Origin of the sequence: Chryseobacterium sp. CT-SW4 (assembly GCF_048572715.1) — a bacterium.
Lineage (GTDB): Bacteria > Bacteroidota > Bacteroidia > Flavobacteriales > Weeksellaceae > Chryseobacterium.
Map to the genome: position 1 here is coordinate 3,196,901 of NZ_CP183840.1, position 26,744 is coordinate 3,223,644.

The window sequence follows — 26,744 nt, forward strand, 5'->3', positions numbered from 1 at the left end:
TCGTCTAAGGAATTTTAGTATTGATTAAAACAGCTCACTGGCTATTTTCTTTATATTATCACTTTTTCCCATGGAGTAAAAATGAAGCACAGGCACTCCGAAATCCAGAAGTTCCCTGCATTGTTTAATTGCCCATTCTATCCCGATCTGCTTTACGGCCTCATTATTTTTTGCATTTTCCACTTCATTGATCAGATCTTCAGGGAGGTCAATCTTAAAAACCTGTGGTAATAACTTTAAATGTCTTTTGGTGGCAATAGGTTTAATACCCGGAATAATAGGAATATTGATTCCCATATCCCGAACCTTTTGTACAAACTCAATGTATTTTTTATTATCAAAAAACATTTGGGTCACAATATAATCAGCACCGGCATCTACCTTTTGCTTCAGCCATTTCAAATCATAGTTCATGGATGGAGCTTCGATATGTTTTTCAGGATAACCGGCTACTCCTATGCAGAACTTGTTGAACTCATCACAAACCTGGTCTTCATCATGGAGATATTTACCTCTCCCGAGGTCATTAATCTGATGTACAAGTTCCATAGCACTTTCGTGTCCTCCGGGTGTAGGTTCAAAATATTGGTGCCCTTTCATGGCATCTCCACGGAGAGCCATTACATTTTCTATCCCGAGATACATACAATCTACCAAAAGATATTCTGTTTCTTCTTTTGTAAATCCTCCACAGAGCAAATGAGGAACGGTATCTACATCATATTTATGCTGAATGGCTGCACATATCCCCAATGTCCCGGGACGCATTCTGGTGGTTTTTCTTTCCATTAAACCATTCCCTTTATCGATGTAGATATACTCCTCTCTGGAAGTGGTTACATCAATAAAAGGAGGCTTAAACTCCATCAATGGGTCTATATTTTTGTATAAATCTTCAATTCCAATTCCTCTTGTCGGGGGAATGACCTCCAACGAAAAGAGTGTTTTTCCCTTTGCATTCTGTATATGTTCAGTAATCTTCATATTATTTTTAATCTGCTAAATTTGGGGATAACCATTTTCTGGCTTCCTCCATTGTAATTCCTTTTCTTATTGAATAATCTTTCAATTGATCTTCTGCGATTTTTCCTACTCCAAAATATTTGGCATTGGGATTTCCGAAATAGTATCCGGAAACTGATGCTGTTGGAAACATGGCTAAGCTTTCGGTAAGGAAAACTCCAATATTTTCTTTGACCTTAAGCAGGTCCCAAATGGTGTGTTTTTCCAAATGATCCGGACATGCGGGATATCCCGGAGCCGGTCTTATTCCTTTGTATTTTTCGGCAATCAGATCTTCGTTATCGAGCTGTTCCTGATTGGCATATCCCCAATATTCCGTTCTTACTTTTTTATGTAAAAATTCAGCATACGCTTCGGCTAATCTATCTGCAATAGCTTTTACCATAATCGAATTGTAATCGTCATGTGCTTTTTCATATTGAGATGCAAGCTCATCGGTACCAAAGCCTGTTGTAACACAAAAAGCTCCTACATAATCGGTTTTTCCTGAACTTTGAGGGGCAATAAAATCGCTTAAAGCCAGATATTGTTTTCCCTGCGACTTCTGCACCTGCTGTCTTAAAGTAATGAACTTGTTTACCGGCTGGTTATTTTCATCCAGGATTAAAATATCATCTGTTTCATTGGAGTTTGCTTTAAATATTCCGAAAACGGCTTTTGCGGTCAACAGCTTTTCATCTATGATTTTTTTAAGAATTTTCTGTCCATCCTGGTAGAGCTCTTTTGCCTGCTCGCCTACGACCTCATCTTCTAAAATATTGGGAAACTTACCGTGTAAGTCCCAGCTTCGGAAGAAAGGAGACCAGTCTATAAAAGGAACCAGCTCTTTTAAATCCTGATCTTGTATCACCTGAACCCCTAAGTTTCCAGGAATGAAAATATCTTCATTTTCCCAGTCGACCACAAAATGATTTTTTCTTGCTTCTTCTATGGAAACATATTCTTTATCCACCTGTCTGTTTAGAAATTTTTCTCTGAAGTCAGAATATTCGCTTTTCAGGTCTTCCACATATTCTTTATTCCTGTCTCCCAACAAGGAACTCACCACATTTACCGCTCTTGAAGCATCATTAACGTGAACGACCGAGTTTTTATATTTGGGATCAATTTTGACTGCGGTATGGGCTTTGGATGTAGTAGCACCTCCTATCAGTAAAGGGAAATTAAGATTTTGTCTATCGAGTTCGGAAGCTATATAAACCATTTCGTCCAAACTCGGTGTGATCAGTCCGCTCAAACCTATTACATCTACCTTTTCTTCAATTGCAGTCTGAATAATTTTTTCGGCCGGTACCATTACACCCAGGTCTACAATTTCATAGTTATTGCAACCTAATACGACACTCACAATATTTTTTCCGATATCGTGAACATCTCCTTTCACGGTAGCCATCAGAATTTTACCGTTGGCTGGTTTGGAACCATCTTTTTCAGCTTCTATAAAAGGCTGTAAATAGGCAACTGCCTTTTTCATTACCCTGGCGGATTTTACTACCTGAGGTAAGAACATTTTCCCGCTTCCAAACAGGTCCCCTACAACTCCCATTCCTGTCATGAGATTAATTTCAATGACGTGCAAAGGTTTTTCCGCCTGCTTTCTCGCTTCTTCTACATCTTCCTCTATAAAGCGGTCAATTCCTTTTACTAAAGCGTGAGTAATACGGTCCTGGAGCGGATAATTCCTCCATTCCAGGTCTTCAACCTTTTCTTTTTTTACGGATTTATGCTTTTCGGAATAATCGAGGAGTCTTTCTGTGGCGTCATCCCTTCTGTCAAGAATAACATCTTCTACAAGCTCTAATAATTCCTTGTTAATTTCGTCATAGACTTCCAGCATCGCAGGGTTTACAATTCCCATATTCATTCCTGCCTGAATGGCGTAATAAAGGAAAACCGAATGCATGGCTTCTCTTACGGTATCATTTCCCCTGAATGAAAACGAAACATTACTTACCCCGCCACTTACAGAGGCATACGGAAGGTTTTGTCTCACCCATTTTGTCGCTTTTATGAAATCCAAAGCATTTTTTCTATGCTCCTCCATTCCTGTAGCCACAGGGAAAATATTAAGATCGAAAATAATATCTTCGGGTGGAAACTTGACTTGATTTACTAAAATATCATACGATCTTTTTGATATTTCAATCCGGCGTTCAAGATTATCCGCCTGTCCTTCTTCATCAAAAGCCATTACAATAACGGCCGCACCATATCGTTTAATAGCTTTTGCCTGTCTGATAAATTCTTCTTCACCTCCTTTTAAGCTGATGGAATTCACTACACATTTTCCCTGTGCCACCTGTAAACCGGCTTCCAGAATTTCCCATTTAGAAGAGTCTATCATAATAGGGATCTTCGCAATATCCGGTTCGGAAGCTATCAGGTTGAGAAATTTGATCATTGATGCTTTTCCATCTATCAACCCATCATCAAAGTTAACATCCAGTATCTGGGCACCTCCTTCTACCTGATGCCTGGCTATATCCAGGGCTTCCGCAAACTTTTCTTCTTTAATAAGCCTGAGGAATTTTTTTGATCCGGCTACATTTGTTCTTTCACCAACATTGATAAAATTACTCTCAGGAGTTATAATAAGGGGTTCCAGACCCGATAATCTTAGGTATTTCATTAATATCTATTCTTCTAAAATATAATATGCGTTCGTTGCATTTTGTTTAAGCAGATCTCTATGTTTACTCAATGCATTCAGGAGAGGAAACCGTTTATAGGCTAAACCATGTTCTTTTGCAAACTTTTCTATTTCCTCTGTTATTTCATTGTAATATACATAGCTATAATTCGGAAACAGGTGATGAGCAACATGGAAATTAAAGTTCCCGAGTACATTTCTTACAAACCAGTTATTTTCTGCCAGATCATTGGTAACCTCCAGCTGATGGCGTACCCAGCTGAATGGTAAATTATTATCTTTATCTAATTTCGGAAATGCATTATCCGGTATAGGATGAAGCGGTAATAAGACAAATAAAGCAAATATACTTGCTGTTATAATCTGTAAAGCCCACGCTCCTAAAGCCAATCCCACCGATACTTTAAATAGCAAAACAGGAAGGATTATCTGGTATGTGAAATAAAATACCTTATAGGATATCATTTTAATCTTTTCACTCACCGGAATGGCTCCCTGCGTTTTGATAATCACTCTGTTTTTATCAAAAAAATCACGGAAGTCGCGGATAAACATCCAGTTAAACAAGTACAGAGGATAAACAAAAAAGAAAAATTTGTGCTGGTATTTTTGGATTCCTTTGGCCTGTTCTCCGGGAACAATCAATATAGGACCGCTTTGCTCAATATCCGTATCCCATCCGTCAACATTAGGATAGGCGTGGTGGCTGGAAATATGTCTTTTTTTCCAGATATAGGAATTCGCTCCTATAAAGTCAAAAATATGTAATATCAGCCAGTTCATTCTTTTGCTTTTGTAAATATTGTTATGGGCAGCTTCATGGATCAGATTCAGATAAATCAATACCAGGGTTATTCCCATAAGCACAAAACCGGATATATAAATCCACGGTACATTTCCATTAAAAACAGCGAGAAAGTAAAGTCCAAAATAAATTACGGGTAAAAGGATCGCCTTTATTTGGATATAGATATCCCGGTTTTCCGGAATAGCCTCTACTCTCATGTTTACTTTTTTTCTCAATTCATTAAATAATTTAATCTCCTCGGGATTTTTAAGATAACTAGGTTTTTCCATTATTATTAAATTTTTTTTGGTGTAAACTAAAGGTACTATTACCAATTTTCTTTTTCACCTCAATTTAATCAAAAAAATCTATTTCCTTACGCCGGGCTTTTCAATCGTCTTGGTTCATAGTCTTTTACAAGTTCCGCAATCGCTTTAATATGTTCTGGAGTTGTCCCGCAACAGCCTCCTATTATATTAATTAATTTCTTTTCTACATACTCTTTGATCTGGCCTGCCATATGCTCGGGACTTTCATCATATTGCCCGAACGCATTGGGTAATCCCGCATTAGGATAGGCTGATATATGAAAATCCGAATTATGAGCCAGCGTTTCCAGATAAGGGGTGAGCTGATTGGCCCCTAGAGCACAGTTAAAGCCTACACTCAATAAGTTCAGGTGGGATATTGAAATTAAAAATGCTTCTGCCGTCTGTCCGCTGAGCGTTCTTCCCGAAGCATCGGTAATGGTTCCTGAAACCATCACAGGGATTTCAATTCCTCTTTCTTCCTGGATCTCATCGATAGCAAAAAGGGCTGCTTTTGCATTCAATGTATCAAAAATGGTTTCCACCAATAAAATATCCGAACCTCCATCCAATAAAGCTTCCGCCTGCTGCCTGTAAGCAATTTTCAATTCATTGAAAGTGATAGCCCTGTAACCGGGATCATTAACATCCGGGCTCAGACTTGCCGTTTTATTGGTAGGCCCGATGGAGCCTGCTACAAATCTGGGTTTCTCAGGATCCTTTGCCGTAAATTCATCACACACCTTCCTAGCTATTTTTGCGGACTCATAATTGAGCTCATATACCAGATCTTCCATATGATAATCTGCCATCGCAATGGTAGTACCGGAAAATGTATTCGTTTCTATGATATCTGCTCCGGCTTCAAGGTATTTCCTATGGACCGCTTCTATCGCATGGGGCTGGGTAAGAGAAAGCAGGTCATTATTTCCTTTTACCAGATAAGGATAATCTTTAAATCTTTCTCCACGGTAATCTTCTTCTTCAAACTTATACCTCTGAAGCATCGTACCCATAGCTCCGTCCAGAATTAAAATTCTTTCCGAAAGCGCTTTATATAATTGTTCTGAATTTTTCATTGTATCATTTTCAGCTAAAATCCATTTACCTTATTTAAAAGTAAACGGATTCAATTTTTCTGGATTAATCTAATGCCTGTTTCAAATCTGCAATTACATCCTCTACATTCTCCAAACCTACGGAGCAACGCACAAGTCCGGCAGTAATTCCGACTTCATTTCTTTCTTCATCACTTAGTTTAGAGTGTGTTGTAGAAGCAGGATGTGTCACAATAGTCCGGGTATCTCCCAGATTGGCCGAAAGTGAACACATTTTTATTTTATTAAGGAATTTTCTTCCTCCTTCTATTCCTCCTTTAATTTCGAATGCTACAATATTCCCCCCAAGCTTCATCTGTTTCTTAGCTACTTCATAATTCGGATGGGAAGGAAGGAACGGGTATTTTACCAGCTCTACATTAGGATGGCTTTCTAAAAATTCCGCTACTTTTAAAGCGTTCTCACAGTGTTTATCTACGCGGATAGCCAATGTTTCCAAGCTTTTGGATAATACCCATGCATTGAAGGGCGACATTGCCGGTCCTGTATTTCTTGCAAAAAGATAGATTTCCCGGATAAGGTCCGCTTTTCCGACTGCTACTCCACCCAATACTCTTCCCTGTCCGTCAATCAGTTTTGTTGCGGAATGAACCACAACATCAGCTCCATATTGTATAGGCTGCTGAAGGTAAGGGGTAGCAAAACAGTTGTCCACGATGAAAAGCAGGTTATGTTTTTTAGCGATTTTCCCTAAATATTCAAGGTCTAACACCTCAATGGCCGGGTTAGTAGGCGTTTCCAGATATAAAATTTTAGTATTAGGCTGGATATACTTTTCTACATTTTCGGCATCTCCGGCTTTAAAGTATGTGGTTTCAATATTCCATTTCGGGAAATACTTGGTAAACAGCGTATGAGTGGAACCAAAAACCGACTGGCAGCTTACAATATGATCTCCTGCACTTAATAAAGCAGCAAATGTTGAATAGATCGCCGCCATACCAGTTGCAAAGGCATATCCTGCTTCTGCTCCTTCCATTTTTACAATCTTATCGGTAAATTCGGTTACATTCGGATTGGAAAAACGGCTATATAAATTCTTGGATTTTTCTTCTGCAAAACTGGCCCTCATATCTTCCGCATCCTGAAAAATAAAGCTGGATGTAAGGTATAAAGGGGTTGAATGCTCGTCAAACTGGCTTCTTTCAGTTTGAGTTCTTATTGCCAATGTTTCAAAATTTTCCATATAGTTTTAATTTTAATAAGGTAACAACAGAATGGCAGGGATTAGCCTTAAGATTCATCATTTGTTCGGGATGATGATATTGTTACATTATTTTTTATTCAGATTTAATTATTTGGTTTCACTTACTCTTAAAATATCCCCGAAAACTCCTCTTGCCGTAACCTGAGCTCCGGCACCGGCTCCCATTATCACAATTGGATTTTCTCCATAGCTTTCCGTATATATTTCAAAGATGGAATCGGAGCCTTTCAGCTGTCCCAATGCAGAAGTAGCAGGTACGGAAACCAGTTTAACATCCAGCAATCCTTTCTCCTGCTGTAAATCTCCATGTAAATCTCCTACATAACGCAGGACATGATCTTTTTCCTGATTGTCTTTAATGTTCTGATATTCTTCATCCAATTCTTCCAACCTGGAGATAAATTCATTTTTATCCACTGATAGAAGATTTTCAGGAATAAGGTTCTGGATATTAATATCATTAAATTCATTGATCAGATCCAATTCCCTGGCCAGGATCAGAAGCTTTCTGGCTACATCATTTCCTGAAAGGTCCTCCCGTGGATCGGGTTCTGTAAATCCTTTTTCCATCGCTTCTTTTATGATGGTAGAGAATTTATCATTTCTTACGGAAAAATTATTGAAGATATAGCTCAGAGACCCTGAAAATACTCCTTTTATCCTGGTAATATTTTCTCCTGAAAGGTGCAGAAGCTTAATGGTATCAATTAAAGGTAGCCCTGCTCCCACATTGGTTTCATACAGATATCTCCTGTTATTTTTACTTAAGGTGTACCGTAATCTCCTGTACTCTTCTATCGGAAGGGTATTAAATATTTTATTGGAGGAAACGAGATCAAATCCGTTTTCTGCCAGCGCCTGATAGTTTTTCACAAAATCTTTACTGGCCGTATTATCTACTACTATCAGATTCTCCAGCTGGTTATCTTTTGAAAACTTAATCAGTTCATTAATATCGGATGGATTTTCTGCTCCCTGAACCTCATCATTCCATTGTGCATCAAATCCTTTTTTGTTGAATGCTATTTTTCTGGAGTTGGCCACAGCCACAACTTTCAGGTCTATCTTTTTACGTCTTCTGATTTCCTCTGCGGATTCCAATACCTGGTCTATCAGGGTTTTTCCTACATTACCGTGACCTATAATTGCCAGATGAACAGTTTTAGGCTTTTTAAATATTTCAGATTCGATAATATTTCTGGTTTTTTCATCCTGCGAGGAAGTCACCACAATGTTAACTCTTTTCTCACTGGCATTCTGATTGAGAAGTAATGGGAAAACATTATTTCTTCCCAGCTCTGCCAGGATTTTATTAAAATCCTCCGCTACAAAACCTAAAACCGAAACATTATTAATACTATAAATCTGGGAAACCTTTCCTGATTTTCTTTCTTCTTCAAATTCATTAATAAGGCAATTCACTGCATTTTCGGAATCATTTTCATGTACGAGAATAGAAATTCCGTTTTCTATAGCCTGTTGTGAAATCACGCCTACACTGATTCGTGCCAATGTCAAGGCTTTAAAAATTCTTCCATCAATTCCAATCTCTCCAAGAAAATCCTCTCCTTCAAATTTTATGATGGATCTGTTTTTAAGGATCTTTATTTCGTTATGATTTTTCATCCCTGTAATATGTTTTTTATTATTTTATTTAATTGTTCGTATTCCATTAAAAAGGCGTCGTGCCCATGTATTGACTGTATCTCGTGATAGAAAACATTTTCTTTCTTTTTCCTGAGCGTCTGAAAGCAACTCCGGATTTCGGAAGGAGGAAAAAATAAATCCGTATCTACCGAGATCATATGAATTTCCGCATCTATATTCTCCAGCAGTTCTTCCCTTACATCGATATTCATCAGAAGGTGGTTCATAAGTCTGTAAGATGACAAACTGAACCTTCCGTTCAGGGCATTACCATGGTATATCAGCCAGTCCTCAGACTCCAGTCTTTGCTTATCCTGATTGTATTTATTTTGAAATCTCTGATTTAACGATTCTGGAGTTCTGTAACAAAGCATTGCATGAACTCTTGCTTTTTGTAAAGGCTCCTCCTCACTACTCAATAAATATTTCTGAACGAGACATTGGGCATGCAGCCAGTCATGGGTCCTGAAATCACAGGCAATAGGGATAAATCTTTGTGCAAGAGACGGCTTTTTAGCTAACATTTCCCAACCTATTCCCCCTCCTAAAGAACCTCCTATAAGAGCGTATAATTGATTGATTTTGAGAAATTCCAATCCTTTTAAAAAGATATTGGCTACATCAGAGGTTGTAAAATCCTCGTATTCTTCAACAAAGAAATTGTCATATCCATTACCCGGAATATTAAAACACAGAACTGTATATAGGTTGGTATCAACTATCTGCCCTTCTCCTATCAATTTTTTCCACCATCCTTTTTCTCCTGAAACTTCGGAATTACCGGTTAATGCATGATTTATAAGAATAATGGGTGCTGTAAACAGCTCTTTCCCAAAAAGCTGGTAGCTTAGCGGGATATGATATTCCTTTTGGGAATCAGTCTGATAAGATAAATTAATATGTAAAAGTTCTGTTTTCAATTCTATTATGGTTTAATAATACAATTGAAAATGCCATAAGAAATGGCTGAAAAAAAATTCAGTGAGTTATCTGTCCAAAAATCTTTGGTAGAACGTAGCACCTTCATTGCTTGCGCAAGGGTTGCTAAGGTTTCACAGGGTCTATTCCCTCAACCTTTCTGGATAACATTTTCAATATTTGAATGAACGATTGGACAAAGGTACTTATTTTTTCTCTTAAAATGGCATAAAAAAATATTTTATTCTAAAAATACGTTTGAATACGGGGGTTTAAAAAATCTTCACACTTCTTTAAATTTAAAAAATTGGAATTATTTTTCAAAAAAATTACCTTCGTATTGAAATATGTGGAATATGAGTGCAGAAAAACAAAGATTACAGGATAAAAATTGGCAAAACTGGGGTCCTTATGTAAGTAACCGGCAATGGGGAAATGTCCGGGAAGATTATAGCTCCAATGGTAGCGCCTGGGAGTTTACGGGTCACGATAAAGCCGAAAGCTATACGTACAGATGGGCTGAAGAAGGTATTGCCGGAATTTCAGATACAAAACAGCTTTTATGTTTTGCCCTTTCCTTTTGGAATAAAAAAGACAAGATGGTGAAAGAGCGGTTCTTCGGGCTAAGTAACCATCAGGGAAATCACGGGGAAGATATAAAAGAGATATTCTATTACCTGGATAACACGCCTACTCACAGCTATATGAAAATGGTGTACAAATATCCTATTAATGAATTTCCTTATGAACAGATCATTGCTGAAAATGCCAGACGAAGCAAAAAAGAGGAAGAATACGAAATTATAGATACGGGCATTTTTAATAATAATGAATATTTTGATATTTTCATCGAATATTGTAAAGCCGGAACCGATGATATTCTCGTAAGGGTCACCATTCACAACAGAAGTGACAAAGATGCCCCTATTGTAGTGGCACCTACTCTCTGGTATAGAAATAACTGGAAATGGGGATACAATACCTACCGCCCGGAGCTTGCCCGGTCTTCTGACGGAGCCATTGATATTGTTCACGAAAGCATACTTGTTAAAAAGTTCTATTCCCGGAATTCTAATGCGAGAAGTGTATTCTGTGAAAACGAAACTAATACTCCCAAGCTTTACGGTGCTCCATTAGCTGAAAATTCTTTTTTTAAAGATGGTATTAATGAATACATCACGCAACAGAAAAATACGATAAATCCTGAAAACAGGGGAACAAAAGCTGCTTTTTTAGTGGATGAGATCATTCCTGCATTGGGTTCCCAAACTTTCGAGTTCAGGTTATCCCCTGAAAAAACGGGCTCTCCGTTTGATGATTTTGATGAAATATTCAATTCCCGTATTGCGGAATGTAATGAATATTATGAAGATATTCAGAATGACGTTACCTGTGACGATGAAAGAAACGTACAAAGGCAGGCTTTTGCCGGATTGCTCTGGAACAAGCAGTTCTATCATTACAATGTGGGTAAATGGTTAAAAGGTGATCCGAACTTCGAAGCTCCGAGAAACTTTGATGAGTATGTAAGGAATACGGAATGGAACCATATGCACAATAAAGATATCATTTCCATGCCAGATAAATGGGAATATCCATGGTACGCCACGTGGGACCTGGCTTTTCACTGTGTTCCTTTTGCAATTATCGATGCTGAATTTGCCAAAAACCAACTTCTTCTTTTAACAAAAGAATGGTATATGCACCCTAACGGTCAGCTTCCTGCTTATGAATGGAACCTTAGTGATGTGAATCCTCCGGTACATGCCTGGTCCTGTTTCCGGGTTTTTAAAATTGATGAAAAGGCAAAGGGAAAACCTGACTTACTGTTTCTGGAAAAGGTTTTTCAAAAGCTTCTTCTTAATTTTACTTGGTGGGTCAACAGAAAGGATAAGAGCGGTAAGAATATTTTCGGTGGTGGATTTTTAGGTCTGGATAATATCGGGGCTTTCGACCGTAATATGGAACTGAAAGACGGACAGCACCTTGAACAGGCAGACGGAACCAGCTGGATGGCCATGTATGCGCTCAATATGATGCGTATCGCTATGGAGCTCGCCCAATACTACCAGGTATATGAAGATATGGCCATCAAATTCTTTGAACATTATCTGTATATCGCAGAAGCCATGGAAAATATGGGAGACAAGCAGGGTTTATGGAATGAAGAAGACGGTTTCTTTTATGATCTGCTTCAATTGGGAAATGGGGAGAGCGTATCTCTAAGACTAAGATCCATCGTAGGGCTCATTCCTTTGTTTGCGGTGGAAATTATAGATCACCAGCTCCTCGAAAAAATGCCTAATTTTAAGGAAAGAATGGACTGGGTACTCAAAAATAAACCGGAACTTACCAAACTGGTATCTCACTGGGATGAGGAAGGAAGAGGAAGGAAACATTTAATGAGTATTCTCCGTAAAAACAGATTAAAAAAGGTTTTAAACAGAATGCTGGACGAAAAGGAATTTTTGAGTTCATATGGTATCAGAGCCATGTCTAAAGTATATGAAGAGAATCCTTTTGTATTTTCCGTTCATGGTAATGAAAATATTGTTTATTACACCCCTGCGGAGAGTGACAGCAGAATGTTCGGGGGTAACAGTAACTGGAGGGGACCTATTTGGTTTCCAATTAACTTTCTGATTGTAGAAAGCTTACAAAGATTCCACTATTATTATGGAAACAGCTTAAAAGTAGAGCTTCCGACAGGCAGTGGAGATAAAAGGAATCTTGATGAAGTGGCACAAAACATAAGTAATAGATTATGCTCCATATTTTTGAGAAATGAAGAAGGAAAAAGAGCATTCAACGGGGAATATGATAAGCTTAATTATGATGAGCATTTCAGGGATTATATTACCTTTTTTGAATATTTCCATGGAGATAATGGCCGGGGTGTAGGAGCCTCCCATCAAACAGGATGGACCGCCACCGTCGCTAAGCTTTTAAAACCAAGATTATCAATATAACAATCCGCCGCTTTTCAAGCGGCGGATTTATTTTAACTCCAATTAAAAAATTCAAAAGAAAAAAAAATAAAATAGTAAAGGAATTTAATAAATAGTTCATGACATATCCAGCATCAATATAAAAAACAACACCACTAATAAAAATGAAAATAAATTAAAAACTACAAATATTATTTAATGATATGCTAATATTTTAATTAAATTAGCAGTATAATAATATTTTATTATGAGAAAAAAACTATTACCTACAACTTTTACAGCTTTATCAAGCTTATTCTTCATCTCCATTAATGCTCAAAATTACCAGCCTCTTTCTATCCAAAGTGGTTTTAATGCTGATGTTATTGCCAACGGGACCGGTAGTTCCATGTCATCCACCACCACGGATGTAGACGGAGTCAGTTATGCTTTTGTCTCCAAAGACTTTCAGCTAACGGCTGCGAGCACCCCACTCACCTACGGATTACCATCTAACGGGCTTATCAATTCTGTGGTAGCTTCTACTCCCGGACTTAGCTTTCAGATGGCTTCTTACAGCAGTAATAATTCTTTACGGCTCGGAAACGTGGGCAGTTCGGGAACCCTTACTTTTACAACACCCATTGCTGTAAACACTTTATATATGCTGGCAACCGGCGGAAGCGGGTCCTGTAATGTAACCGCCACCCTCACTTTCTCCGATTCCTCTACTCAGACGTTTTCCGGAATCAGTATAAGCGACTGGTACAACGGAAGCAATTACGCCATCCAGGGAATCGGGAGGATTAACCGATCGAATGATGTACTGGAAACAGGAAGCGGGTCCAATCCAAGATTATACCAGATTTCCCTGCCTATTGATGTTTCCAATCAATCAAAACCTATTCAAAGCATTACTGTATCAAAATCAGCCGGCAGTGGAATAGCCAATGTATTTGCTTTTTCCGGGGATGCCTATACATCCTGTCCGTCTCCTACCAATATCACCTATGTTTCCGACTTAGCCGGGGCTACCCTAAGCTGGACAGCTCCTGCCAGCGCCCCCTCTTCGGGATATGATTATTATTACAGTACTTCCTCAACAGCTCCTACGGCTGCAACCACTCCTTCAGGAAGTGTGGGAGCGGGTATTACTTCCGCTACTTTATCCGGTTTAGTAACCGGGCAAACCTATTATTTCTGGGTAAGGTCCAATTGTGGAGCCTCACAGGGATTCTGGACAATGAAAGAGTTTATGACCGGACAGATCTCCACCACCTATACCACCGGTGACCTGAATACGCTGTACAGTTCTTCTCCCACTTCTACCAGCACAACAACTTGTCCGGGAACTTTAACCATTAATGTTCCGGCAGGCTACAAAATAAAATCTACGGATGTTGCTTATTCCATGACCGCACAAGCCGGAGGCTGGATGTCCGATCAAAGATCCATATTAATATGCACAACCAATAATACCAGTGAATATTCTTTATCCACCGGAACAGGTTCTTCCGGAACCCTTTCTTATAACAGAAACAATCTGAATATAGCCAACGATCTTACAGGAGACGTAAGCTTTGAACTTAGGGCATGGAGAACATATGGAGGCACCGACTGCAACCCAACGTACAACAAAGTAAATAATAACAGCTGGAAAGTGACTGTTACTTTAGAAGCACTTGCCCTCAGTGTAAATGAAACTGCAGCTACGGCAAAAGAAAAACTGGTTTATCCCAATCCTTTCACGGATGTGATACATATCGAAAAAGCAGACCGTATACAACGTATTTCCATTATTGACCTGTCGGGTGCGGTCCTTAAGAAAATCGAATCCCCTTCTTCATCCGTATATCTTGGAGATCTTAAAGCCGGTGTCTACATTCTGGCAGCCAGCCTGAAAGACGGCTCCGTTAAAAATACCAAAATCATTAAACGTTAGTTATCTTTTTTTTTAAACGCTACAACAGAACCGCCGGACTTTAAGGTCCGGCGGTTCGCTTTTTTGTTATTTTCAATTTAAATCTTTTCTTTATTCACATATACTTCATAACCGATCTGAACATTAGGCTCCAGCGTTTTAGAAACCGAACAGTATTTTTCAAATGAAAGCTCTGCTGCTTTCTGAGCTTTTTTAGGATCAATTTCTCCTTCTAAAAAGAATTTCACGAGGATGGATTTAAATGGCTTGGCATCATCAATAGGAACTCTTTCCCCTTCTACTTCAGCTTTAAAATCTGTGATTTCCTGTCTTTGCTTTTTTAAAATAGATACCACATCTATTCCGCTGCAACCCGCCACGGCCATCAATACACTTTCCATCGGTGAAACACCTTTGGCTCCGGGCTGGGAAGTATTATCAAGTAAAATTGAATTACCCTGGGAATTGGTACATTCAAATAAAAAGTCGTCATTTATTCTGTTGAGCGTAATTTTCATTGTAAAGATTTATATCCGTATTTTTAAATATTATCATTCAAATATAAAAAAACTTTACTCACCAGAGAGGTTTGTAAATATATTATATCAACTATAATTTAACCGCTGTTTTATAAAATACCTCTTGCTTTTATTTCCAGATATTTATTAATGACATCAATATTGAGGTTCTCAGGAAGTGTATAGACGGTGTAAATTCCATATTTCCGAAGTTCCTGAATGATCAGCCTTTTTTCAAATTCAAATTTCTCAGCGATGATCTCATCATAAATTTCCTGCATGCTTTCAGGTTTTTTATGAAGGAGTGCCTGAAGTTCTGAATTTTTAAAGAATATGACTACCAGCAAATGGTTTTTAGCTATTCCGCGTAGGTATTTCAATTGCCTATTGAGTCCGTCCAGTGTTTCAAAATTGGTGAATAATAATACGAGACTTCTCTGATTAACCGAAAATTTAATATCCTGGTATAAGCGATTATAGTCACTTTCAAAAAAATTGGTTTTTATATTGTAAAGTGCTTCGGATATTTTTTTCAATTGCCCGGATTTGTTTTCTGCGGCAATTTTGTTTTCAGTCTTTTTCGAAAAGGTCATCATACCGGCTCTGTCTCCTTTTTTAAGAATGATATGCGATAAGGCCATCGTTGCATTAATCGAATAATCCAGAAGAGTCAGACCTTTGAAAGGCATCTTCATGGTTCTTCCGGTATCAATCAGCATATAAATCCTTTGTGATTTTTCATCCTGAAACTGGTTAACCATTAAGCGGTTTGCTTTAGAAGTTGCCTTCCAGTTGATCGTTCTGATGTCATCACCGGGAACATATTCTTTAATCTGCTCAAATTCCATGGTATGGCCAAGCTTTCTGATCTTTTTGATGCCGCCCAGCAGAAATTCATTCTGCAACGCCATAAGCTCGTATTTCCTTAGATGGATAAATGATGGATAGGAAGGTAGACTGGCATCTTTTTGAAAGGTAAATCTTTTGGATATCAACCCGATAGGTGATCTTGCAAAAACGTTTAAGCTGCCGAAATGATATTCTCCTCTTTCTTTGGGTTCCAATATATACTGGAAATAGGTATTCTTACCTGGCTGAATGTGTTTTTCAATTAGAAAGTCCCTTTTCTGAAACTGAAAAGGAATTTCGTCAATCACTTTTACATCAATATCAAATTTATAATTGTTCCGGATATCTATTTTGACAGGATTTTCATCTCCGTTAGACAATTTTTCGGGTAAAATGCGCTGGGCCGATATTCCTTCTTTCTGATTAAATACCAATAAACAATCCACCATGACAGCCAGAAAAACGATCAACAGCAGAATGTGGGTGATCATCATAAGGAAAGGGAAGAAAAATGCCAGGACATAGAGCACTCCCACTCCGATGAGTGCAAAGAAAAAACGATTATTAATGTAAAGACTTTTGATCATTTTTTATCTAGGGATCTCAATTCCTTCTAAAATCTGACGTATAATTTCATCTGCCGTAAGCCCTTCCATTTCTCTTTCAGGGGAAACCATTACTCTATGTCTCAGCACCGCATAGCTGGCTTCTTTAATATCTTCAGGAGTTACAAAATCCCTACCTCTTAAAGCGGCAAAGGATTTGGATGCCGTAAGCAATGCCAGGCTGGCTCTTGGGGAAGCTCCTAAATATAAAAACGGGTTTTCCCTGGTATTCACAATAATCTTTGCAATGTATTCCATCAATTGGGATTCCACGACAATATCTTTAACGAGCTGCTGATAATTCTTCAATTGACGGGCCGTGATTACTTTTTCTACCACTTCCGTTTTATCTTCTTTTTTATTTTCGTGCTGGTTTTTAATAATGATGATCTCCTGCTCAAGGTTGGGATATCCCACATTGATTTTAAACAGAAAACGGTCCAGCTGTGCTTCGGGAAGTCTGTAAGTTCCTTCATGCTCAATCGGGTTTTGAGTGGCCACTACGAGGAAAGGCTCTTCCATTACATAACGGGTTCCATCCATCGTAATCTGTCTTTCTTCCATCACTTCGAATAGTGCCGCCTGTGTTTTTGCAGGGGATCTGTTGATCTCATCAATCAATACAAAGTTGGAGAAAATGGGTCCTTTTTTAAATTCAAATTCGGAGTCTTTAACACTGAAAACTGATGTCCCTAAAATATCCGAAGGCATCAGATCCGGGGTAAATTGAATTCTGCTAAAGTCTACATCGATGGTTTTGGCGAGTAATTTTGCCGTTACCGTTTTGGCCACACCCGGAACACCTTCTATAAGTACATGTCCGTTCGACAAAAGTGCAGCTAACAGGTGTTCTATCATATCTTCCTGACCTACAATCACTTTTGCAATTTCAGACTTTACTTTTTTCAGACTTTCACGAAGTTCAATCATATCAATCCTCGACTGAAATTCATTTTCGTTGTTATCAACAGGTATTGATGTCTGATTTTCCAAATTCTGGTTCTCAAAATTTTCCATATGATTCAGTTTACCAATTCAGTTACAAGATTACCGAATTGTTGTAATATTATTATAATTTATTTTAAAATTTCATCCAGCAGCCTGTTCATTCTTTCAAGATCTTCTTTCATGACGCTGGCATAAGGATCCTGACCTTTTTTAATATAGTTTATGGCTTCACGGATCATATCCATTGGCTTGCCCGTTTTCAGATGGAGCTTTTTTGCAAATTCTTCATCGAGATTCTGGGTATCAATAAGCAGATCTATTCTTACTTTATTGAGGAAATACTGTGCTTTTTTTGCCATCATATCGTGGAAGTCTCCTTCCTGTAAATATAGGTTCCCTATACTTTTCACAAAATCCACCGAAGTATTCTTTAAGGGTTCTATTACCGGAACAATTCGCTGCTTTCTTTTGGCATTAAAGAAAATGAATAAAACCAATCCTCCCAATAATATCCACCATGCGTATTTAAGTGCTGGATTGGATAAGATAAACCTCATGAAAAATTGGGATTCCTGATTGTTCCTTTCCGAAAACCATAAGACTTCACGGTCATCGAGATAAGAGAATACATCTTGTGCATATTTCACATTTCCCGGTTTCAGCAAGTAATAATTGGTAAGAAAAAGAGGCTCGGAGTGAACATATATATTCCCTTTTCCGAATTTAACCTTAATAAAATTAGCTTTACCGGAATTATTTTTTTCAAGTGTTTGTCCTAATATCTCCACATTTGGCTTCACAAATAAAAATCCTCTCCCGGACGGGAATTTATCGAGCTTAACAAAATCATTCTGATATTTTTTATCGGTAAGCTTCAATACATTCTGTTCTTCAAAGGAAATCTGCTCATTATAATATCCGATACTATCGGAAACATCTTTAGGCATCCTGCTCATAAGCAACATGGCATCGGACCCTTTCGATACTTCATTCAGTATCTTACGCCAGGATTCTGTGTCCAGATCACTTTCTATTACTAAAATATTATGAGGAGCTTTCTTTTTCTGGTAATATTCAAAAGGAGACTGCTCTATTTTTTGAAGTTTATCCTTGAAAAGTGGTTTTGCTTCTTTATCAAATACATAGAGTCCGAAGGGTGATTTTTGAGAAACATCAAAATTTTTACGCCAGTCCGTCACTTCTTTTTTATTGACTTCAAGCAATGCCAAAATCACCATAATAATGATGAAAATTACAGCATATATTTTGAAGGTTTTATTCATGATGAGAGATCATTAGGGTTTAAAGGCTTGATATTGGTTCTTAAATTTCAGATATTCCTGCTCGTTGATGTTAAATTCACCATACCAGACATAATCGAAAATATAGGAAAGTCCGGAAAATTCTTCTTTTAAATGAGATACTTTCAATTCTTCTACGTAGTCTTTATTTGTTTTTTCAGGATTCCAGGTAATTAATTTTTTGTCACTCAGCTTTTTAAGGACAAATAGAAACTGATAACGAATTGCAGAGCGGAAATCCCCTGTTCTTTCAAAGTTGGCAATACTTTCGGGAAAATTAATCTCATGAATATTTTCATGAAGCTCTTCCTCATTAATGACCACTTTTTTATTCTTCTTCCCAAAGAAGAAATTCCCTTCTTTAGACAAAAGATATTTAACAATAAAATACAGAAGGAACCCGACTAAAATAATAGCAAATAACCGAATAATAAGAGAGGTTATTTTCGCAGAGGTCATAAGGGACTCCACCCCAAAAATACTCTGAATAATTCTCGCAATTTTCCGTTCCAACTTCTGCCAGAAAGACTCCCTCGGCTTTGAGGTGGAATAATCAAATTCATTTCCTTTATATTTGGACTGAAAGTTTTCTTTAAATTTTTTGGGATAGGAGGTGTTGTCAGAAACCGGTTTTGCTTTTAATACAGAATCAGTAGGTACCATTCCCTTAAAAGGAAAAATATGCAGTGAGTCTAAGACCGCCTCCTCAACAACGGGAGATTCCCCATCATCCTGGGCCTTAAGAAGCCCTGTAGAGAGAAACAACAAAAAGAAAAGAAGAATTGTCCTATTCATTAATACCTATTGTTTCTATTTCTTCCATCTCCATTTTCTGATGTAAATCCGTTCTGCTGTCATAATACATCAATCCGGCATTGATATATAAAAGATTCATCATATAATAGGAGAAAATTAAAGATATCCCGTAAATTACAAAAAGTACAATTCCGAAAGTACCTGTAAACGGGTTCTCCTCAAAGCTTGCATTAGTCGGCATAGTAAAAAGAGCTCCGTAAAACATGATCACAGGGACCATTGTAAAGATCGAACTTATAATATTATAAATAAAAAAATTGATGATCGTAGCCCCCCAATATTTCCAAAATGGAGAATTTTCCCTTCCGGTATGATAAGAAAACTGTGCCCTTAAGGCATACCCTATACTTTCAAAAAAACCTCGATCCGAATTAAAGTAATCATAGGTTAAAAAAGTTATAAAATTGAAAAGACAGGGAAAAACAAATAAGAGTAAAAGGATTCCTATCAGAATTAATATCAATCCATAACAGATCAGGATAACGATAACTGATAAAGGCATTACCACAAACATGATCCCCAGGTAATAGATGAGGATTTTTTTAGCATTTTTTTTCAGATCGCCTACAATATCATCCGTTTTAATCTGGGTTTGTCCTCCGGCAAGCCTCTTCATATAGAAAACCGGGTACAGATAGGCCACCAAACTTAATGCAGATAACAGTAAGAAGAATAATAGGGTGACCAGGATAAGCATTCCGGTGTTTTCTTGAAAATACTGTTCAAAATAATAACTTTCCCCTCCCATATTGGAACCGAAAAGCTGTAAAAAAAACTCCCGGTATCCAAAAACGATTACAACTACCATCAGGATCAAAAGAAGTCCGTTCAATAATGTATAAGTCTTAAAATAGTCTTTTCCATAGAATTTGAAAAAGCTGAAACTGTCACTAATAAAAGAACCGAAATCTCTTTTTTTATAAAACTGCATCATGTGTGTGGTTATTAATTTTTTTGTTAACGATAGAAGGATAAATGAAATAGTAAAATCCGATTACAGCCAAACATCCGAAAATAATGATCAGATTCAGTACCAAAGGCATTTTGAGGGCATGCCTGGTTATATACCCTTCAATTATTCCTGCACAAACAGTAAAGGGGATTGTGCTTAAAAATATTTTAAATGAATCTTTAAATCCTATTTTAAAAGAGTTAAACCTTGAAAAAGTTTTAGGAAACAAAATGGACGCTCCCAATATGAGACCGCACATGGCCTCCACTACCATGGCAAAGATTTCAAAAACACCATGCAGCCATATTCCCCGGGCACTGTCTTTCAGAGCTCCGTAATCATAGAAAAAATACTGAAAAGAGCCGAGCATTACACTATTGGAAAGCAATGCAAATAAAGTTCCTACTCCACCGAATACTCCGTAAATATACAATTTGGCACCTACCCCGATATTATTAAAAATAATGCCGATGGTACTTCCCCATGTAGAACCGCTCTGGTAAACTCCTACGGCATTTCCCTGCTTAATATTTTCTATCGTTTGGTTCACATAGCCTTCTCCCAGAATAATAGTAACGAAATCCTTATCGTAAATAGCCGAAATAACGCCTATTGAAGTAAAAAGAATGAAGAATAAAAAAGCATACATCAGGTATCTGCGGTATTGATAGACCAGCAGAGGAACCTCTGTCTTAAAGAAGTAAGTAAGTCTGTTTTCTTCTACTCTTTTTGTTTTATAAATCTTCTGAAAGATCTGTGAGGACAGGTGGTTCAAATAAACCGTAGTATTGCTTTTGGGATAGTAAGTCTGCGCAAAAGAGAGATCATTGATAAGATTGATATATAGAGAAGAGAGATCATCCGGATTTTTTTTGATTTTACCCTGAATAACCTGTTCAATTCCCAACCATTTTTCTTTATTTTGTTTAATGAAATAAATCTCTCTCATAATTGTTAGGCTAAAATACTAAAAAATATGTCTCAAATTTCGATTAATACGTCACAAAATGTAAATATTAACTTCACCACAGCAAGCGTAGGAGAAAGGATGTTGGCATTCATTATTGATCTTTTAATAAAAGCAGCTTATGTATTTATTACTTTCTATGTATTTTTCGGAATTTTAAAATTGGGCTATTTGCTGGATGGGATGGATCAATGGTCCGCAATGGCCATTTATATAGCCCTTACGTTTCCTATTCATATCTATTCCTTGGTATTGGAAAGCCTTATGGAGGGACAGACTCCGGGGAAAAAAATAATGAAGATAAGAGTGGTAAAAATCGACGGCTACCAGGCAAGCTTCGGAGATTATATGATCAGATGGGTATTCAGGCTGGTCGATATATTAATGTTAGGTGGAATTATTGGGCTGGTAGCCATGATCGTTTCTAAAAATAACCAGCGGCTTGGAGACATAGCTTCCGGAACAGCAGTTATATCACTTAAAAACAGCATCAATATTTCCCATACTATACTGGAAAACATCCGTGAGGATTATGTACCTTCCTTTCCTCAGGTAATTGCCTTGAGTGATAATGACATGAGAATCATTAAGGAAAATTATACAAAAGCTTTGAGAATTGATGACAGGCAGATCATCTCCAAACTTTCCGATAAGATCAAAAGTATTTTAAAGCTTGAAATTGATCCTACAAAAATGACGGAAAGACAGTTCATAGGAGTTATCATTAAAGACTACAATTATTATACGGGAAGGGATAATTAATAAATTTTGTATCTTTAATTAATAATGTTCTGAATTATGAGATTTGAAAATAATAAATCCGGAAATGGTGGAGTTATCACTTTAAATAACGACGTTAAGGAAGTAGGAAGGCTTACTTATACGATCTTTCCTGAGCAAAATAAATTTATTATTTCCTTTGTATTGGTACATCCTGAATTTGAAGGAAGAGGAATGGGAAAGTATTTGGTAGAAGAAGCTATCAGATTTGCCCGTGAAAACAATTGGAAAGTATATCCTCATTGCTCTTATGCCAGATCAGTTATGACAAGAATGGACGGTATTGACGATATATTTCTAAAGAATTAAAACTTCATTCACCAGAATTTCTTCTATATCATCGGGATAGCTCACCTGGATATGTTGTCCGGAAGCTACCCAATCCTGAATTTCTTCCAGCCTGAGAACCGAAGAGTTCGGAATACCCATTTGGTCTAAGGCACAGGCATTACATTCCTGCTCATATTGATTATGAATAGGAATGACAAACAGTTTTTTATCCATAAATAAAGCTTCCGCCGGAGTTTCAAAGCCCGCATTACAGAGAATCCCGTCACAGCCTTCAAAATATTTCAGGTATTGCACTTCATCTATAGGAAAAACTTCGATATTTTTCATCTTTACACGCACCTTGCTATATTTTGAGAACACCTTCCACTGAACCGGAATCTGCTTTAAGACTTTCATAATATTTTCATCCGAAAAACTTGGAAGATAGACCATATAATATCCTTGATTATTGGGGTTAAGACTTCTGATTTTTTTCCGGATAACCGGCTTTTTAATATGAGGATGGTAATTTTTAAAATGGAATCCTATTTTTGTTTTGCTTGGAACATAATAGTTCAGAACAAGTTCTCCAAAGAAGTCTTTTTTTTCCGGCTTCGGGGTTTCCTTAAATGCCAATGAAGCCTGATGGCTCAACTCAATCATGGGAAGATTTTTCAGTTTACAGGCCCATCCTGTTAATGGCTCAAAATCATTAATGATGAGATCATAAGGGGAAAGATCCAATTCCTTAATTGTTTTTAAGGCATTTAAAAAGTTATTCCCCGTTATGGTTTTACGGTAGGATAAACCTCCTGATTTATTGTAAAGAAGGGAAACACCTTTGTATTGAAAGTTAATGTCAAAATCGGGGCTTAATTGAGATTGGTGACCACTGATCAATGTATCTACTTGAGAATATTTTTTGAGAATAGGAATTATTTCCTGAGCTCTGGCCATATGACCGTTTCCCGTACCCTGAAATGCATATAGGATTTTCATGAGGAAAAATTGGTTACTATTTTGTAGAGATCAGAGGTATTGATTTCCTGTATTTCTTCCGTTTCATCATCTTTCAGCGTATGTTTATGATCATCATAATAAAAAACCTTCCATTCTTCATTATGATATTCCAGTGCAGAAAGGTTTTCAATCCAGTCCCCGGAATTAAGATAGGTACATGATCCTTTTTTATTCATTACCTGTCTCATTTGCGGCTGATGAATATGTCCGCATATCACATAATCATAATGGTTATCTATCGCGAGCTCGGAGGCTGTAAGCTCAAAGTCACCTATATATTTGACTGCTTTTTTAACATTGTTTTTAATTTTCTTTGAAAAAGAGTATTTCTCTTTTCCCATTTTTTCCAAAAACCAATTGACAACATTATTAATCATGATAAGTAAATCATAACCTTTTCCTCCTAATTTCGCTATCCATTTGGAATGCTGAACCGAAGCATCAAATACATCACCATGAAAAATCCAGGTCTTCTTCTCATTCATGTCCAGACAAAGCTTATTGCATACTTTAAGCTTACCGAGTTCAAAATCCGTAAACTTTCTGAACATCTCATCATGATTTCCCGTTATATAATAGACGGTTGTATCTTTGGTAGCAAGAGAAATGATTTTTTTAATAACCTTTAAATGAGGTTTAGGGAAGTAAGACTTTTTAAATTGCCAGATATCTATAATATCTCCGTTTAACACTAATGTCTTAGGATTAATAGAGTTCAGATATCTCAGTAATTCTTTAGCCTTACATCCATAAGTTCCTAAATGTACATCCGAAATTACAACTAAGTCAAGGTTTCTTTTCATAGTTTTATGCAAAGAAACTAATTGAAAATTAACTGTATATGAATGTTATATTATCTTTTATAAAGAGTTCATTAAATCCTCTGTAAGCTCCATATTGTGATATACATTCTGTACATCATCATCATCTTCAAAACGCTCAAGCATTTTCATATTAGCTTTAAACTGTTCTTCGGTCACTTCTTTGGTATTATTAGGTATTCTTTGTAATTCAGCACTTTTGGCTTCAATTCCAAGCTCATCCAATTTATGAGAAAGGGATCCGAAGTCTTCAAATGCAGTAGTAATCATTACCTCTTCCTCATCTTTATCGATTTCTTCTGCTCCACCGTCTATCATTTCCATTTCAAAGTCATCCCAGTCCATTTTAATCTGAGACAGGTCGATATTGAAAATTCCTTTTCTGTCGAAAATAAAGGCCAGCTCTCCGTTTTTCCCCAGGTTACCATCAAATTTATTAAAAACAGCTCTCACATTCGCTACGGTTCTCGTAGGATTGTTAGTAGTACACTCCACAAAGAATGCTACTCCACCCTGTCCATATCCTTCATATGTGATTTCTTCATAGCTTTCGGCATCTGCACCACTTGCCTTTTTGATGGCTCTTTCTACGTTATCTTTAGGCATGTTGGCTCCTTTCGCATTCTGGATGCATCTTCTTAAGGCTGGATTGGATTCAGGATCGGGTCCTCCTGCCTTTACGGCTAATGCAATATCTTTACCTATTTTAGAGAATGTTTTGGCCATTTTGTCCCAACGGGCCATTTTAGAAGCTTTTCTATATTCAAACGCTCTTCCCATTTTATTTTAAATTTTTACAAAATTACTTAAAAGTCAACTAAAAAAAAATACCTCCAAAAAACTTGGAGGTATTTATTATTTAGAAAAATCAATTATTTTCTTTTTTTAGCCGGAGCTTTTTTCTTAGCTGGCTTCACAACAGTCTTCTTTTGAACTACTTCAAGGTCAGATTTTTTAAGAGCTTCCCAAGCAGCACCATTGATTGCTTGAACAACTACTTTTCTGTCGATCATTCTTTCAGCGTCAGAAGCAGTAGCTGGAACAGTAGCTTCTCTAGAACCAACACCTGTAGACTTCAACTGGTTAGGATTAACTCCTCTTGATTCAAGCGCAGATACTACAGAAGCAGCTCTTTGTCTTGAAAGTTTTAAGTTGTATGCAGCAGCACCTTTAGCATCTGTATGACCTGTTACTAAGAAAGTACCGTCATTAGATTGCTTGATGATCTTAGCAGCTTCGTCTAATTTAGTATTAGATTCTGGTCTGATTGTAGCCTTGTTAAAGTCGAACAAGATTCCTTTAAGAGCACCAGTAGCTTCTTTACTAATTACGTCAGCTGGTTTAGGACATCCGTTGTATTCTGGTAATCCAGGTACTGTAGGACAAGCATCGTCTTTATCTAAGATTCCGTCACCATCTGTATCTGGCCAAGGACAACCGTTGTTTTCAGCTGGACCAGGAACTGTAGGACAAGCGTCATCTTTATCGATTACACCGTCACCGTCTGTATCTGGCCAAGGACAACCGTTGTTTTCAACTGGACCAGGAACATCTGGACATTGATCGTCTTTATCTGGAACTCCGTCTCCATCCGTATCAGGACATCCTTGGAATTCTGGTAAACCTGGTGTATCTGGACAAAGGTCATCTTTATCTAAGATACCATCCTTATCTCTATCTCTGTTACCAAATCTAAATAATAAAGATGCAGAAGCTTGCCAGAAGTTAGCAACTGAAGACTTATCACCTGGAGTTGTTACATAATCTCCCTGGATACCAAGACCGAAGTTTTTAGTTACCCAGAAGTTAGCACCAGCACCTGTAGACACTGTAAAGAAGTTAGCTTTTCCGTTTTCGTTTCCACCATCTCCATTTCTAACAGTTTCCATAAAGTTACCATTACCGTCAACAGCACTTCTAGGGAAACTAAGACCAGTATAATCGTGTCTTAAGTAGTTAGCACCAACTCTTAAGTATGGATCGAACCAAGATTCTTCATTCCATAAAAGACCTGCAGCTTTAGCTTGGAAACCAAGACCAGTCATCAAGAAAAATTCTTTTCCCATATTGAATTTCTGGTTCTCAACGTTTCCTACTGAAGTTTGCCAGTCAACAACTAAACCTTTTCCAACGTTTCTTGCAACTGTAAGTTTAGATAATGGAGGAGTAATAGAGAAGTTGTTCATATTGAACATATTCTTCGTTAAATTGCTAGCAGAGAACGTATTACTAAATTTAGTACGCGCCGCTATATGGTTTTCCGCATGAGCACCAACCCCGATCAACCACGGATTGTTGGTAGTCTGTGCGAAAACAGTAGAGGCAACAGTAAGTGCCAATGCTGAAATTCCTAATTTTAGATTTTTCATAGAATTAAATGATTAAATAATT

General features: G+C 37.4%; 22 protein-coding genes and 1 riboswitch. Of the genes, 4 read left to right on the forward strand and 18 right to left on the reverse strand.

Annotated features, from left to right (window positions below; genetic code table 11):
* Nucleotides 1-24: 24 nt before the first annotated feature.
* The 7 genes from metF to ABJ974_RS14380 form a co-directional block, all read right to left on the reverse strand.
* On the reverse strand, nt 25-984 hold the full coding sequence (metF, locus tag ABJ974_RS14350) for a methylenetetrahydrofolate reductase [NAD(P)H] (protein ID WP_419868913.1): 960 nt from the start codon (nt 982-984) through the stop codon (nt 25-27).
* Between the two features lie 7 nt (nt 985-991).
* Nucleotides 992-3,652 carry a methionine synthase gene (metH, locus tag ABJ974_RS14355; protein ID WP_419868914.1) on the reverse strand — a complete coding sequence of 887 codons (2,661 nt, stop codon included), beginning with the start codon at nt 3,650-3,652 and terminating at the stop codon, nt 992-994.
* Between the two features lie 6 nt (nt 3,653-3,658).
* On the reverse strand, nt 3,659-4,750 hold the full coding sequence (locus ABJ974_RS14360) for a fatty acid desaturase family protein (protein WP_419868915.1): 1,092 nt from the start codon (nt 4,748-4,750) through the stop codon (nt 3,659-3,661).
* A gap of 86 nt (nt 4,751-4,836) precedes the next feature.
* Nucleotides 4,837-5,847 (reverse strand): homocysteine S-methyltransferase family protein, encoded by a 1,011-nt coding sequence (locus tag ABJ974_RS14365; protein ID WP_419868916.1) that lies wholly within the window; start codon nt 5,845-5,847, stop codon nt 4,837-4,839.
* A gap of 64 nt (nt 5,848-5,911) precedes the next feature.
* Nucleotides 5,912-7,072, reverse strand: a complete 1,161-nt coding sequence (locus tag ABJ974_RS14370; RefSeq protein WP_419868917.1) for an O-succinylhomoserine sulfhydrylase — start codon at nt 7,070-7,072, stop codon at nt 5,912-5,914.
* A 108-nt stretch (nt 7,073-7,180) separates the two neighbouring features.
* Nucleotides 7,181-8,719, reverse strand: a complete 1,539-nt coding sequence (locus tag ABJ974_RS14375) for an ACT domain-containing protein (RefSeq protein WP_419868918.1) — start codon at nt 8,717-8,719, stop codon at nt 7,181-7,183.
* Nucleotides 8,716-9,660 (reverse strand): alpha/beta fold hydrolase, encoded by a 945-nt coding sequence (locus ABJ974_RS14380; protein WP_419868919.1) that lies wholly within the window; start codon nt 9,658-9,660, stop codon nt 8,716-8,718. The genes ABJ974_RS14375 and ABJ974_RS14380 overlap by 4 nt, the downstream gene beginning before the upstream one ends.
* 63 nt (nt 9,661-9,723) lie before the next feature.
* Nucleotides 9,724-9,829: riboswitch (SAM riboswitch) on the reverse strand.
* 185 nt (nt 9,830-10,014) lie between these two features.
* Here ABJ974_RS14380 and ABJ974_RS14385 point away from each other — a divergent pair.
* Both ABJ974_RS14385 and ABJ974_RS14390 read left to right on the forward strand, forming a co-directional pair.
* Complete coding sequence (locus ABJ974_RS14385; protein WP_419868920.1) at nt 10,015-12,627, forward strand: MGH1-like glycoside hydrolase domain-containing protein; 2,613 nt, start codon at nt 10,015-10,017, stop codon at nt 12,625-12,627.
* A gap of 226 nt (nt 12,628-12,853) precedes the next feature.
* A complete protein-coding gene (locus ABJ974_RS14390) occupies nt 12,854-14,527 on the forward strand; it encodes a T9SS type A sorting domain-containing protein (protein ID WP_419868921.1) in 1,674 nt (557 codons plus the stop codon).
* Nucleotides 14,528-14,604: 77 nt separating this feature from the next.
* Here the strand turns inward: ABJ974_RS14390 and ABJ974_RS14395 are convergent, their stop codons facing one another.
* The 7 genes from ABJ974_RS14395 to ABJ974_RS14425 form a co-directional block, all read right to left on the reverse strand.
* Nucleotides 14,605-15,024, reverse strand: a complete 420-nt coding sequence (locus tag ABJ974_RS14395; RefSeq protein WP_419868922.1) for an OsmC family protein — start codon at nt 15,022-15,024, stop codon at nt 14,605-14,607.
* A 110-nt stretch (nt 15,025-15,134) separates the two neighbouring features.
* Entirely contained in the window at nt 15,135-16,457 is a 1,323-nt protein-coding gene (locus ABJ974_RS14400; protein ID WP_419870978.1) for a DUF58 domain-containing protein, read from the reverse strand.
* Between the two features lie 6 nt (nt 16,458-16,463).
* The gene (locus ABJ974_RS14405) at nt 16,464-17,495 is read right to left on the reverse strand and encodes an AAA family ATPase (RefSeq protein ID WP_419868923.1); all 1,032 of its coding nucleotides are present in this window, start codon (nt 17,493-17,495) and stop codon (nt 16,464-16,466) included.
* 59 nt (nt 17,496-17,554) lie between these two features.
* Nucleotides 17,555-18,709: a DUF4350 domain-containing protein gene (locus ABJ974_RS14410; protein ID WP_419868924.1), complete on the reverse strand. Its 1,155-nt coding sequence runs from the start codon at nt 18,707-18,709 to the stop codon at nt 17,555-17,557.
* A 12-nt stretch (nt 18,710-18,721) separates the two neighbouring features.
* On the reverse strand, nt 18,722-19,522 hold the full coding sequence (locus tag ABJ974_RS14415; protein WP_419868925.1) for a DUF4129 domain-containing protein: 801 nt from the start codon (nt 19,520-19,522) through the stop codon (nt 18,722-18,724).
* Nucleotides 19,515-20,477, reverse strand: a complete 963-nt coding sequence (locus ABJ974_RS14420; RefSeq protein ID WP_419868926.1) for a DUF4013 domain-containing protein — start codon at nt 20,475-20,477, stop codon at nt 19,515-19,517. Before ABJ974_RS14420 ends, ABJ974_RS14415 begins: the two co-directional genes overlap by 8 nt.
* On the reverse strand, nt 20,461-21,444 hold the full coding sequence (locus ABJ974_RS14425; protein ID WP_419868927.1) for a stage II sporulation protein M: 984 nt from the start codon (nt 21,442-21,444) through the stop codon (nt 20,461-20,463). The genes ABJ974_RS14420 and ABJ974_RS14425 overlap by 17 nt, the downstream gene beginning before the upstream one ends.
* A 27-nt stretch (nt 21,445-21,471) precedes the next feature.
* On the opposite strand from ABJ974_RS14425, the gene ABJ974_RS14430 reads away from it, so the two are divergent.
* Together ABJ974_RS14430 and ABJ974_RS14435 are read left to right on the forward strand one after the other, a co-directional pair.
* The gene (locus ABJ974_RS14430; RefSeq protein WP_419868928.1) at nt 21,472-22,224 is read left to right on the forward strand and encodes an RDD family protein; all 753 of its coding nucleotides are present in this window, start codon (nt 21,472-21,474) and stop codon (nt 22,222-22,224) included.
* 36 nt (nt 22,225-22,260) lie between these two features.
* On the forward strand, nt 22,261-22,551 hold the full coding sequence (locus ABJ974_RS14435; RefSeq protein WP_419868929.1) for a GNAT family N-acetyltransferase: 291 nt from the start codon (nt 22,261-22,263) through the stop codon (nt 22,549-22,551).
* Here the strand turns inward: ABJ974_RS14435 and ABJ974_RS14440 are convergent.
* The 4 genes from ABJ974_RS14440 to ABJ974_RS14455 form a co-directional block, all read right to left on the reverse strand.
* Nucleotides 22,540-23,511, reverse strand: coding sequence for a glycosyltransferase family protein (locus ABJ974_RS14440; RefSeq protein ID WP_419868930.1), 972 nt, complete (start codon nt 23,509-23,511; stop codon nt 22,540-22,542). The genes ABJ974_RS14435 and ABJ974_RS14440 overlap by 12 nt on opposite strands.
* Nucleotides 23,508-24,335 (reverse strand): UDP-2,3-diacylglucosamine diphosphatase, encoded by an 828-nt coding sequence (locus ABJ974_RS14445; RefSeq protein ID WP_419868931.1) that lies wholly within the window; start codon nt 24,333-24,335, stop codon nt 23,508-23,510. Before ABJ974_RS14445 ends, ABJ974_RS14440 begins: the two co-directional genes overlap by 4 nt.
* Nucleotides 24,336-24,392: 57 nt before the next feature.
* Nucleotides 24,393-25,133 carry a YebC/PmpR family DNA-binding transcriptional regulator gene (locus ABJ974_RS14450; RefSeq protein ID WP_419868932.1) on the reverse strand — a complete coding sequence of 247 codons (741 nt, stop codon included), beginning with the start codon at nt 25,131-25,133 and terminating at the stop codon, nt 24,393-24,395.
* A gap of 92 nt (nt 25,134-25,225) precedes the next feature.
* Complete coding sequence (locus ABJ974_RS14455; protein WP_419868933.1) at nt 25,226-26,722, reverse strand: OmpA family protein; 1,497 nt, start codon at nt 26,720-26,722, stop codon at nt 25,226-25,228.
* Nucleotides 26,723-26,744: the final 22 nt, after the last annotated feature.